This window comes from Saccharothrix isguenensis (assembly GCF_052936305.1).
Genome location: NZ_CP193626.1, coordinates 2,662,575 through 2,674,536, shown reverse-complemented (window position 1 = coordinate 2,674,536; position 11,962 = coordinate 2,662,575). Strand labels below are relative to the sequence as shown.

The 11,962-nt window shown below is 70.2% G+C and carries 9 protein-coding genes; 4 read left to right on the top strand and 5 right to left on the bottom strand.

Features of this window, described 5'->3' with window-relative positions; genetic code table 11:
* A complete protein-coding gene (locus ACRAKI_RS12760) occupies nt 1-948 on the bottom strand; it encodes a carbohydrate ABC transporter permease (protein ID WP_447007275.1) in 948 nt (315 codons plus the stop codon).
* A 110-nt stretch (nt 949-1,058) separates the two neighbouring features.
* Entirely contained in the window at nt 1,059-2,345 is a 1,287-nt protein-coding gene (locus ACRAKI_RS12755; protein WP_447007274.1) for an ABC transporter substrate-binding protein, read from the bottom strand.
* A 165-nt stretch (nt 2,346-2,510) separates the two neighbouring features.
* Between ACRAKI_RS12755 and ACRAKI_RS12750 the strand changes: the two genes are divergently transcribed.
* Nucleotides 2,511-3,545: a LacI family DNA-binding transcriptional regulator gene (locus ACRAKI_RS12750; RefSeq protein ID WP_447007273.1), complete on the top strand. Its 1,035-nt coding sequence runs from the start codon at nt 2,511-2,513 to the stop codon at nt 3,543-3,545.
* A gap of 258 nt (nt 3,546-3,803) precedes the next feature.
* Here the strand turns inward: ACRAKI_RS12750 and ACRAKI_RS12745 are convergent, their stop codons facing one another.
* The gene (locus ACRAKI_RS12745) at nt 3,804-5,381 is read right to left on the bottom strand and encodes a sigma-70 family RNA polymerase sigma factor (RefSeq protein WP_447007272.1); all 1,578 of its coding nucleotides are present in this window, start codon (nt 5,379-5,381) and stop codon (nt 3,804-3,806) included.
* Between the two features lie 843 nt (nt 5,382-6,224).
* Here ACRAKI_RS12745 and ACRAKI_RS12740 point away from each other — a divergent pair.
* Genes ACRAKI_RS12740 through ACRAKI_RS12730 form a run of 3 tightly spaced genes read left to right on the top strand, consistent with a single transcriptional unit; the run spans nt 6,225 to nt 9,589 of the window.
* Nucleotides 6,225-7,973, top strand: coding sequence for a DUF1800 family protein (locus tag ACRAKI_RS12740; RefSeq protein WP_447007271.1), 1,749 nt, complete (start codon nt 6,225-6,227; stop codon nt 7,971-7,973).
* A gap of 11 nt (nt 7,974-7,984) precedes the next feature.
* Nucleotides 7,985-9,343 carry a DUF1501 domain-containing protein gene (locus ACRAKI_RS12735; RefSeq protein ID WP_447007270.1) on the top strand — a complete coding sequence of 453 codons (1,359 nt, stop codon included), beginning with the start codon at nt 7,985-7,987 and terminating at the stop codon, nt 9,341-9,343.
* 48 nt (nt 9,344-9,391) lie between these two features.
* The gene (locus ACRAKI_RS12730; protein WP_447007269.1) at nt 9,392-9,589 is read left to right on the top strand and encodes a hypothetical protein; all 198 of its coding nucleotides are present in this window, start codon (nt 9,392-9,394) and stop codon (nt 9,587-9,589) included.
* 114 nt (nt 9,590-9,703) lie between these two features.
* Here ACRAKI_RS12730 and ACRAKI_RS12725 read toward each other — a convergent pair whose 3' ends face one another.
* Together ACRAKI_RS12725 and ACRAKI_RS12720 are read right to left on the bottom strand one after the other, a co-directional pair.
* Nucleotides 9,704-11,050: an ABC transporter substrate-binding protein gene (locus ACRAKI_RS12725; RefSeq protein WP_447007268.1), complete on the bottom strand. Its 1,347-nt coding sequence runs from the start codon at nt 11,048-11,050 to the stop codon at nt 9,704-9,706.
* Nucleotides 11,051-11,109: 59 nt separating this feature from the next.
* Nucleotides 11,110-11,919, bottom strand: coding sequence for a carbohydrate ABC transporter permease (locus tag ACRAKI_RS12720; RefSeq protein WP_447008407.1), 810 nt, complete (start codon nt 11,917-11,919; stop codon nt 11,110-11,112).
* Nucleotides 11,920-11,962 lie beyond the last annotated feature (43 nt).

Here is an 11,962-nt window from a genome sequence, read left to right as displayed (position 1 = left end):
TCAGATCACCCCGCGCCTGCGGCCCAGCCGCAGGAAGTAGAGGCTGAACAGGAACGTCACCAGGGCCAGCGTCACGGCGATCGCGCCCGCGTAGCCGGACTGCCCCTCGGCGAACGCCTTCTGGTAGGCGTAGACGTTCGGCGTGTAGTAGCTGGTGATGGTCGCCGACAGCGGCTTGAGGATGGCGGGCTCGTTGAAGAACTGGAACGCGCCGATCAGGGAGAACAGCAGGCTCAACCCGATGGCGGGCAGCACCATCGGCAGCTTCACCCGCACCGCGATGGCCAGTTCACCGCACCCGTCCAGCTTGGCGGCCTCGTGCACGCTGGTCGGGATGGCCTGCAACGCGGCCAACACGATGATCATGTTGTAGCCGATCCACTCCCAGGCGGCGATGTTGGTCATCGACAGCAGCACCGCCGTGCCGTTGAGGAAGTCGGGGCTGGACCAGTCGAACGCGTCGAAGGTGCGCACGATCGGGCTGAACTGCGGCTGGTAGAAGAAGCCCCACAGCAGTGTCGCGATCACCGCCGGCACCGCGTACGGCAGAAACACCAGCAGCCGGAACAGCTTGCGCGCCCGCACGAGCGCCGAGTCCAGCAGCAGTGCCACCACGGTGGCGGTGACCATGATCAGCGGAATGGTCAGCACCGCGTACGCCACGACGCGCAGCAATCCCTCGTGGAACTTCGGGTCGGCGAACACGTCGAGGTAGTTGGTCACCCCGACGAACACCTCGGTCGTCTTGCCGAGCAGCCCGCTGCGGCGCGGTTGGAACAGGCTTTGCCAGACCGCCACCCCGATCGGGACGAGGAAGAACGCGGTGAAGCACAGCGCGAAGGGCAGCAGGAACAACAGCGGCGCGACGCTGCGGCGGCGTCGGCGCCTCGGTGCTGGGGTCGGCGGCCTGGTGGGCCGGTCCGCCCGCGGCGGGGCGAGCGTGGTCACGGAGTTGCCTCTTTCGGGGTGGGCCTCTTTCGGGGTGGGCCTCTCGGGCTGGGATCCGCCCGGTGCCGCGCGGGAGGCGGCGGCACCGGGCGGAAGCGGTGTGCCTGGAGTCAGCCGCGGACGGTGAAGCCCTGCTTGCCCATGTCCTCGACAGTGCGCCGTTGGAGAACCTCCAAGGCCTGCGGCACGGTCTGCTCGCCGTTGGCGACCTTGCCGAACTCATCGGTGAAGGCGGGGAACGTGCTGGTCATCGTCGGACCCCAGGCGAAGTTCGGGTCGATCTGCTTCGCGGCCTCGCTGAACACCTCGTAGATCTTCTGGCCGCCGTAGAACTCCTGCGGCTTGGCGAACGACGGGTCCAGCAGGCCCGACTTGGCCGCCGGGAAGATCGACGACTTGTTGATCAGCGAGTTCAGCGACTGCTGGTCGGTGTTGAGCCACTCCACGAACCTCGCGGCCCGGTCGACGTGCTCGCTGCTGCTGGTCACCGAGATCGCCGAACCGCCCCAGTTGCCGACCTGCGGCTTGGCGGGGTCCCACTGCGGCATCGGGGCGACGGCCCACTTGCCGGCGCTGGCGGCCATGCTGCCCTTCAGGTACGAGCCCGCCCACACGGGCGCCACCCAGGAGGCGACGGTGCCGCTGGTCAGGTCGGACACCCAGCCGGTGCTGAAGTCCGGCTCGGCCTTGACCAGGTCACGGCTGATCAGGTCCTGCCACAGGTCGGCGACGCGCTGTGACTGCGGCGGGTTCATCGACACCGTCCACTGGTCGCCCTCGGTGCCGAACCAGCGCGCGCCCGCCTGCCAGGCCAGGCCGGCCCACTGGCCGGCCTCGTTGGTGGCGAAGGTGGCCAGGTACTTCGACGGATCGGCGGAGTGCAGCTTCTCGGCCTGCTCGGCGTACTCGTCCCAGGTCTTCGGCACGGTGAGGTCGTGCTCGGTGAAGACATCGGTGCGGTAGAACAACGCCATCGGCGCGATGTCCTGGGGGACGCCGTAGACCTTGCCCTGCTGGTTGACCTGGTTCCAGACCCAGTCGGGGAACCGCTCCCCGAGGTCGCGCCCCACCTTGCCGGTGAGGTCCGCCAGGCAGTCGCAGGCGATCATGGACGGCACGAACTGGTACTCGACCAGGGCGATGTCCGGGGCGTTCCCGGCCTTCACCGCGGCCTGGAGCTTGGCGTAGTAGTCCTGGGCGGGAACCTTCTCCGCCTTGACCCTCGTGTCGGGGTTCTTGCTGTTCCAGATCTCGACCTCGGCGCTGTTGTCCAGGAAGGTCCAGAACGTCAGCTCCACCGGGCCGTTGCTCTCCTCGGCGGCGGTGCCGCACGCGGCGGTGAAGGCGAGCAGTGCCGTCGCGGCGGCGACGGCGAGGCGGTGTCTGCGTTGACCCATGATCGGTTCCTCCGGCGTTGCTAGGTGCGGCGTCACGCTAGGAACGCGGTTTCGCAAAGAACAAGGTTTCTCCTCCGAAACATCGCTGCTTTTCGAAGGATCTTCGAAAACTCGCAGGTCAGAAGTACGAAACTCACCACTTGACCGGAAAGTTAGATTGATGGGGTGACGAGGGAAACGGGCCCGAAGCCCACGTTGGCGCACATCGCGGAGCTGGCCGGGGTGTCGGTGCCGACGGTCTCGAAGGTCCTCAACGGGCACCGCGACGTGTCCGCGAGCACCCGTGAGCACGTCGAGCGAATCGTGCTGGAAGAGGGCTACCAGCGACCGCCGAAGGCCACGCCCAAGCCCCGCCGCACCCGCGCCGCGCTGCTCGACCTGGTGATCAACGAGCTGGACAGCTCATGGGCCACGGAGATCCTCAGCGGCACGGAGGAGGTCGCCCGCGAGCACGGGATGCACCTGGTGCTCACCGCCGTGCACACCGCGCCGACGCCGGACAAGGGTTGGCTGGAGTCGCTGACCACTCGCGGGACGCGCGGCGTGATCCTGGTGCTGTCGGACCTCAACGCCCGGCAGCGCACGGAGTTGAACCGGCTCAACGTCCCGTTCGTCATCGTCGACGCCGTGGGTCGCCAGGACCCGACGGCGCACTCGGTCGGCGCGACCAACTGGCATGGCGGTTACGCGGCTGTCCAGCACCTGGTCTCGCTGGGCCACCAGCGCATCGCGGTGATCGGCGGCCCGAAGCAGATGATGTGCACCAAGGCCCGCGTCGCCGGGTACCGCGACGCCCTGGACGTCGCCGGACTCCCCTACGACCCGCGCCTGGTGCGCTACGGCGACTTCCGCCACGAGCAGGGTTACCTGCACACCAAGGCCTTGCTGGAGCTGCCCACCCCGCCGACCGGCATCTTCGCGGGCAGCGACCTGCAAGCCCTCGGCGCGTACCAGGCGCTGCACGAGCGCAGGCTCCGCGTACCCGACGACGTCAGCGTGGTCGGGTTCGACGACCTGCCCTTCGCACCGTGGACCGCGCCCCCGCTGACCACCGTGCGCCAGCCACTGCGCGACATGGGCGCCCTCGCGACCCGCATGCTGATCTCGCTGACCAAAGGCGAGAAGCTGGCCGCGCACCGCGCCGAGCTGGCCACCAACCTCGTCGTGCGCGGCAGCACCGCCCCGGCACCGAGGAGCTGATCGGCCTGCTCGGCCCGGCCGGGCGAACGTCATCCGGACGTGTGGTGCGCGGGTGAGGTCGCTTCTCGGGTGGCGGCCCAGGTGGCGAGCGCGCAGGCCTTCCTCGGAAGGGGAAGCGGGTACGGCCGGGTAGGTCGTCAGGGTGAGGCCGGGTTCGGCGGCCATGCACCCGTAGCCGCCTCAGCACGCCGACGAGATCGCTCAAGCCGTCCTGTGGCTGTGCAGCCCCGGAGCCGACCTCCTCATCGGCACGTCAGGTCACCCTAGGGGATCGACGACGAAGAACGAGGATTCTCCGGTTGCTTCGCCGTGATCGATCCACACCTCAGCGTCGGGCCTGCCGCGCAGGAGGTGGCCGGGGAAGTTGATCGGTTCGAGCGCCACCGCCTGCTCCCCGTGCCCGGGATGGGCGCAGAAGGTCGAGTCCTCCGCGAATTGGGTGGTGCCGTCGTCAGGCCCGATCTCCACGCGCATCACGTAGTGCCGGAGGTAGTCGCCGTCCGGGGCGCGGAACGAGTAGCACGCGGGGTCCGCCAGCCCGCTGACGACGGTGAAGGTGGCCTCCTGCCTGGCCGTGGCGTCGCTGTCGGCCGAGATCTCCCCCATCGCGGCGTACTTGTTCCACGGATTCCGGTGCAGGTACCGCTCGCCGCTCGCCGCACGCAGCGAGAAGCGGCCGAGCGCCATGGCTTTGCCGGATGTCCGGACCTGCACGGACTGGGCGTCGGTCGGTCGGCCCTGCGACGACACCGGCCTCGTCGTCGGCGGGAGGTCGGCCGGCGTCACGGTCGTCCGTCCGACTGTGGTGGACTCCGGCGCTGCCCGAGTCCCGGCGTCCGACCCCGGCGGTGCGTGGACGGTCGACAGCGCGACCTGGTGCCCCTCCGACTCCGTCGGCTGCGTGTAGTGGTGCACCACGATGGCAGCGACCGTCGTCACCGCCGCCGCTGCTGCCGCCGCCAGCGCTTTCAGGGACACCCCGCCTGCTGTAGCGGCGGCGGAGGTCGTGGCCGCCGCCGCTCCGGTGGCCGCGGTCGAGGCCAGTTGGTGCAGGACGAGTCCGGCCAGGCCGATCGGCAACGGGACGAGCGCGAGGTTGCCCACCAGGCCTTCCAGCGGCATCAAGTCGGACGTGCACTGCCCGCACGACCGGACGTGGCGTCCCAGCCGCTTGCGCCACCGGGCCGACGGCGTGCCGTCCCAGCTCCGGGCCTCTTCCGCCAACTCCCTGCAACGGGGTACGGCGGCCAGTGCCCTGGCCACGGCCCGCGCGGTGTCCAGGCGCTGCTTCACCCGCTGGATGCGGACCGCGACGTGCTGGGCGGGTTCGTCACAGGCCGCCACCACGTCCGCGCGGGTCAGCTCGCCCGCGACCTCCAGCCACCACAGCGCGAGCACCTCGCGTTCTTCGTCGTCCAGCCAGCGGGTGGCCCGGACCGCCTCCTCCCGCTGTCCCGACAGCTCCAGGCGCAGGATCGTGAGGTCGGCGAAGTCCAGGCGCCGGTCGGCCAGGTTGTCGACGTCCTCGGGCAGGCCCACCTTCTCCCGTCGCTGGTCGTGGTGCCACCACGAGCGCACCTGGCGGATGGCGATCGCGACCAACCAGGAACGCAGGCGCTCCGGGTCGCGGAGTCGGGGAAGGCCGTCCAGGGCACGCAGCACCGTCTCCTGCACGACGTCGTCCACGTCACCCCGCCCGTTCATCGCCCGGCCGACGACGTTGTAGAGCAGGGGTAGACAACCGGTGACGAACCGCTCGACCGCCCGCGGGTCACCGGCCTGTGCCGACCGGATCACCTCCGATCCCGGCAGGTCCACGACCGCCCTCACACGCACTGGTCGCCTCCGTCATCGTCACCGCGGGTGTGTCCGCATCACGGCGAAGGCTACCGCCACCGCAGACCCAAGCGCTCAGGTGTCCGGAAATCTTCCGCTCTCCCAACGCTTGCGGTTCCGACCCCACTCCCAAGTGGAGGGTCAGCACGTCCGACCGGTGCCGGTGCCACTCACCTGACAGCGGGCAGCCCATAACACTTCGCCACTGCGGTCCACGTCACACCGAGCGGAGCCGGCGTTCTGTTATCCGAGTGCCCACGTGGTGGTCTCCACCGATGAGGTCTCGCGCACCGCGCTTCCCGCCGCTGTGGGTGCGCATGGCCCGCCCCACCGTCGATGGACCGCTGGAGAACGCCGCTGATGACGTACCAAAACCCGCCCGAACCGTGGGAAGCCGACCCGTCCGCGACGGATGGCCACCACGCCGGCGCACCGGCCCCGGGCCAACACCCCGCGGCGGGACGTCCCACTGGGCCACGGCCGCCCGTGCGGCAGGCGCCGCAGTCCGACCCGCGTGCTCGGCGGCCGGATCCGCGTTTCCCCGTGGTCGACCCACGCGGCCCTCGAGCTCATCCTCATCAGCGGCCGGCGGATCCACACCCACCGCGACAGGACCAGCCGCGGGCCGACGCACACGGCGGCCGACCCGATCCGCGCGTCAGGCAGCCCGACGCGCGACCACAGCGACCCGACGCGCGGCCATCGCGACCCGATCCGGATGGCAGGCGGTCCGAGGCCCGCACGCCGGACGCCGACGCACCCCTGCGGACTGGTGCGCCCGCACCCGAGCGCCGCGTCCAGAGCGCGAAATCCGCCCGGCCTGAGAAGTCGAACCGCCGCTGGATGATGGCGGGCATCGGCGGACTGCTCGCCGCGGGCGGCCTGTCCTGGTTCGGCAAGGGCCTGCTCGAGGACGAACCGGCCACCACCGAGAACACCGCGCAGCCGGTCTCCGACGCGGTCGAGCGACGGAGCGCCCCCAGCGCCGCTCAGCCGACCGCACCCGGTGCCGCACCGCTCCCCTCGCGTCCGGTGGACGACGCGCCGAAGGTCGCCGGGAGTTTCGCCGACCGCGACACCAGCTACAGCCGGGCGGTCGCTTCGGAGGAGGCGTACACGGGACCGGCGGGCCTCGCGGCGTCCCCGAAGGTGGCCGCCGAAGAGGTCGCGCGGGCCGAGAACGTCGTGAAGACCCCGTTGACCGGGGAGTCGAAGCTGCACCTGCTGCGACGACTGACGTTCGGGCCCACCCCGGCCGACGTGGCGGAGGTGGAGAAGCTCGGCATCGACGACTGGATCGAGCGGCAGCTCCGCCCCGAGGAGCTGGACGACCCGATCGCCGACCGGGTGCTGGAAAAATTCCCGCTGGTGTCGATGACCACGGCGGAGCTGCTCGCCACCATCGAGCGGTTCTCGTGGAGCGCGATGGTGGAGGTGCGCGACGCGACGCTGGCCCGCCAGTTGTGGAGCAAGCGGCAGCTCCTCGAGGTGATGGTCGAGTTCTGGCACAACCACCTGCACGTCCCGATCCCCGGTGACTCCTGGGACACCGCGGTGTTCCACGACCGGGAAGTCATCCGCAAGCACGCCCTCGGCAAGTTCGCCGACCTGCTGCGCGCCAGTGCCCGCAGCCCTTCGATGTTGTGGTACCTGAGCAACGCCCTGTCCAACCGCGAGTCGGTCAACGAGAACTACGGCCGCGAGGTGCTCGAACTGCACACGGTCGGCATCGACGGCGGGTACAACGAGAAGGACGTGCGCAACAGCGCCTACATCCTCAGCGGCCGGACCGCCACCTGGGAAGGCGAGTTCCACTACGACCCCGCCAAGCACTGGGTCGGCGAGGTGCACGCGCTCGGCTTCTCCGACGCCAACGCCTCACCCGACGAGGGCCTGGCGGTCGGCGACCGGTACCTCGACCACCTGGCACGCCTGCCGGCCACCGCCCGGCGCATCGCGGGCAAGCTCGCCGTGCGGTTCGTGTCGGACAACCCGCCGCAGTCCCTGGTGGACCGGCTCGCCCAGGCGTACCTGGACAACGACACCGCCATCGTCCCGGTGCTGCGCGTGCTGTTCCGATCCCTGGAGTTCTGGGCCGCCCCCGGGCAGAAGGTCCGTCGACCGGGGGAGAACTACACGGCGACGGCCCGCGTCCTCGACGTGCTGCCCGGTGATGCCACGGGCAAGGGCCTGGAGTCGTTCTCCGTCTGGGACATGGGACCGCTGGGGCAGGCGCCGCTCGGCTGGACCCCCCCGGACGGCTACCCGGACGTGGCCGGCGCGTGGCGGTCGACGCACATCACGCTCGGCCAGTGGAACGCGCACCGCGTCCTGGTGCACGGCCATCGTCCGGGACTCACCTTCCGCAAACCGGAATCCCTGGTCGAGGACCCGCCCGCGACGACCGGCGAATACCTCGACGCGCTCGCCCGTCGACTGCTGTTCCAGCCACTCCGCGCGAGCGAGCGGCAGGCGTTGCTGGACTACCTCGAAGCGAAGGACGACGCCCCGGTGGGTGAGCCACCGCTCGGCGGCCGCATCGCCGAGGTGGCCGCCCTGATGCTCGACTCGATCAACCACTCGCTGCGGTAGGAGAACGACCCGTGGAACAGAACCCTCCCCAGACGCCCGCGGTGCCCGAGCGCACGATCGGCGAGATGCGCCGGCACGGGCCGACGGTGCTGGACGGCGCGGTCCGCCTCCACTCCGAAGCCGTCGGCGCCGAGCTCGACGGTCAGCGCGACCTGTGGCGGCGCGGCTTCACCCGCCGGCGGCTGCTGGCGGGCGCCGGCGCCGTCGCGGTGGCCGGGCTCGGTAGCCAGCTCGTGACGTCCAAGGTGTCCTTCGCCGCCCAGAACACCACTGACAAGACGCTGATCATGGTGTTCCTGCGCGGCGGTGTGGACGGGCTGTCCGTCGTCGTGCCGCGCGGCGACCGCAACTACCTGGACGCCCGCCGTGACGTCGCGGTCGGACCGGGTGCCCTCCTCGCCGGAGACGACCGCTTCGGCCTGCACCCGGCTCTCGCCCCGCTCGTCCCGCTGTGGAACGCCGGCACGATGGCCGCCGTCCACGCGGTGTCCGGCGACAACATCAGCCGGAGCCACTTCCAGGCGACGGACTGCATCGAACGCGGCGCCGCCAGCCCGTCGGTGAGGACCGGCTGGTTGGAACGGGTTCTCGGCGAACTCGGTCCGGGCACCACCTTCCGCGCTGTCGCCGAGGGTGGAACCGTGCCGCGGTCCATGATCGGGAGCGAGGCCAAGGTCGTCATGCACAGCCTGAAGGACCTCCACCTCGCGACCTGGGAAGGCGTCCGGGAACGGTCGTTGACCGCGTTGAAGGGCCTGTACACCGGTCTGGACCACCCCGAGGCGGTGCAGACGACCGAAACCCTCGCCATGCTCGCCGCCGCACGTGAGCTCGACGGCGCGGCGGAAGCCTCGGCCGCCACGTGGCCCGAGGGTGAGTTCGCCGCGCAGATGAGGAACCTCGCCACGCTCATCAAGGCCAAGGCAGGCCTGCGGGTGGCCTCGGTCGACGTCGGCGGGTGGGACATGCACACCAACATCGGCACCCCCGACAAGGGCGACATGCACAGCCACCTCACGTACCTGTCGACCGCCCTCGCCGCGTTCGCCGCCGAGCTGGGCCCAGCCTTCGCCGACGTCAACGTCGTGCTGATGAGCGAGTTCGGCCGCCGCGTCGAGGTCAACGGCAGTTCCGGCTTCGACCACGGCCGCGGTGGTCTGATGATGCTGCTGGGCGGTGGCCTGCGCGGCGGACGCGTGCACGGGGCCTGGCCGGGCCTGTCCGCCGACGCGCTGGACGAGGGCGACCTGGCCGGTGCCAACGACTACCGCGACGTCCTCGGCGAGTTGCTGACCAAGCGGCTCGGACTCGGCTCGACCAACACCATCTTCCCCGACCACGCCCAGCAGAACCTGGGCGTCTTCACCTGAGCCACCAGTGGCGCGATCCGGAGGAACACGGCCGGCAGGGCCGCAGTCGTGCTGTCGACCCTGCCCGCCCTGTGCCTGTTCCTGGTGAGAGGCAGCGACGTCGTCGATTTCGCTCGGCACTTCGGTGAAAGCCGGTCGGCCGGAGCGAGCGCCTCGTCTGGATGCGAGAAGCTGGCCGCGCACCGCGCCGAGCTGGCCACCAACCTCGTCGTGCGCGGCAGCACCGCCCCGGCACGGAGGAGTTGACCGGCTCGGAGCAGGCCGGTACCCCTCGCACAGCTGTGCGAGGGGTACCGGAGACTTCCTCGTGACGACGGCGGCGGGGCTTCCGGCGATGAGAGCGCCGGGTCGGCCGCCCGCTCATCCGGCGTTGACGGTGAACCCCTGCTGGTTGCCGTAGTCGACGAGCGCCTTCTGCCAGTCGGCCAGACCGGGGTCGATCGCGGTGCCGCCTGCGTAGGACTTGCCGACGGTGTCGCCGAAGATCGTGTTCGCGTAGGTCTGGTAGGGCAGGTAGGACCAGCCGGTGGAGACCTGTCCGGCGGCCGCGGTGAGGATCTGGTTGGCCTTCTGCCCGCCGAAGTAGGGCGTCTGCTCGTCCTTGAACGCGGGAGACTCCAGGTCGGCCTTGGTGGCGGGGAAACCGCCGCTGTCGACGAACGGCTTGACGCCGTTGCCGTTGTTGAGCCAGCGCACGAAGGCCGCCGCGAGCGCGGGCTTGGCGCTCTGCTTGAGGACCGACTGCGTGCTGCCGCCGTTCTCCCCGGTGACCGGTGCCCCGCCGTCGTAGGTGGGCACCGGGGCGACGGCCCACTTGCCCGCGCCGTCCTTGACCGACGACTCCAGCACGCCCGGCATCCACGCGCCGCTCACCAGGCTGGCGATCGTGCCGTCACCCAGCGCCTTGTACCAGGCGTCGGACCAGCTGGGGATGGGCGCCAGCAGCTTCTGCTCCACGAGCTGGTTCCAGACCGAGGTCCACTTCCTGGTGCCCTCGTCCTGGAGGTTGATGGTCACCGACTTGCCGTCGGTCTTGAAGGGCCGACCGCCTGCCTGCCAGATCATGCTGTTGGCGAAGCCCGCTTCACCGGTGTCGTTGGTGATGTACTTGGTCGGGTCGGCGGCGTGCAGCTTCTTGCCCGCCTCGACGTACTCCGCCCACGTCGTGGGTGCCGCGATGCCGTGCTGGTCGAACAGCTGCTTGTTGTAGAACAGGGCCATCGGGCCGGAGTCCTGGGGCAGGCCGAACAGCCCGCCGCCGACCTTCACCGAGTTCCACGTCGACGGGGTGTAGTCGCCCTCGAAGGCGTTGAACCCGTACTGACCGAGGTCGACCAGCGAACCGGTGAGCGCGAACTGCGGTAGTGCCTGGTACTCGACCTGGGCGACGTCGGGTGCGCCGGAGCCGGCCTTGATGGCGTTCTGGAGCTTGGTGTAGTGGTCGTTGCCGGTGCCGGCGTTGACGTAGTTGACCTTGACGTTGGGGAACTCCTTCTGGAACGCCTCGACCTGCGCCTTGGCGGACGGGGTCCAGCTCCAGTAGGTGATCTCGCCGCCTTCGCGCAGGGCCGCGTCGACCGCGTCCTGCGTACCGGTGGCGCCGCCCTGCGCGGTGCCGTTGCCACCGGAGGAGCACCCTGCGAGTGCTGTGGCCAACGCGATCGTCAGAGCGGCGGCCGCCTTCCAGCGGCGCTTGGTGAGTGACATGGGAAAGGACCTTTCGCGGCGGTGATGAGGGGGTGTTGGTCGTGGAGGACGAACCGGTGTCACTGCTTGACGCTGCCCGCGGTCAGGCCTGACTGCCAGAAACGCTGGAGCAGCAGGAACGCGATGACGAGCGGGACGATGGTGATGACCGAGCCGGTGATGACCAGGTGGTAGATCGGCTGCGCGCCGACCCCGGCGGCTTGGGCGCTCCACTGGTTCAGGCCCACGGTCAGCGGGTACCAGTCGGGTTCGCTGAGCATGATCAGCGGCAGGAAGTAGTTGTTCCAGGTCGACACCACGGCGAACAGCGCGACGGTGACCACGCCGGGCAGCAGCAGGCGCAGGGTGACGGTGAGGAAGATGCGGACCTCGCCCGCGCCGTCGATGCGGGCGGCCTCCAGCAGCTCGTCGGGGACGGCCTCGACGGCGTAGGTCCACACCAGGTACAGGCCGAACGGGCTGACCAGCGACGGGATGATGATCGCCCACGGGGTGTTGGTCAGACCGAGGTTGCTGAACATCAGGAACGTCGGCACCGCCAGCGCCGTGCCGGGGATCGCGATCGCGCCCAGCAGCACGGCGAACACGGCGCGGCGGCCGCGGAAGCGGTACTTGGCCAGGCCGTAGCCCGCGGCGGTGGCCAGCACCGTCGCGCCGCCCGCGCCCACCACGACGTACAGCAGGGTGTTGCCCAGCCACCGCAGGAAGATCCCGCCGTCGTGGGTGAACGTCCCGGTGATGTTGTCCAGCAGCGCGAAACTGCCTCCCGGCTCGAAACCGGACGTGGTCAGCAGGTCCTGCTGGGTCTTGGTGGCGCTGATCAGCAGCCACGCCAACGGCGCCAGCGTGTACAGCAGGTACACCGCCATCGCCGCGGTCAGCACCCTGGACGCGCGTGGCCGCAGCGGGGAG

What these genes read in the sequence shown, in the direction of transcription:
- ACRAKI_RS12720 (WP_447008407.1), bottom strand. Translation starts at nt 11,919, where the DNA reads ATGGCGGTGTACCTGCTGTACACGCTGGCGCCGTTGGCGTGGCTGCTG.
- ACRAKI_RS12755 (WP_447007274.1), bottom strand. Translation starts at nt 2,345, where the DNA reads ATGGGTCAACGCAGACACCGCCTCGCCGTCGCCGCCGCGACGGCACTG.
- ACRAKI_RS12740 (WP_447007271.1), top strand. Translation starts at nt 6,225, where the DNA reads ATGATGGCGGGCATCGGCGGACTGCTCGCCGCGGGCGGCCTGTCCTGG.
- ACRAKI_RS12725 (WP_447007268.1), bottom strand. Translation starts at nt 11,050, where the DNA reads ATGTCACTCACCAAGCGCCGCTGGAAGGCGGCCGCCGCTCTGACGATC.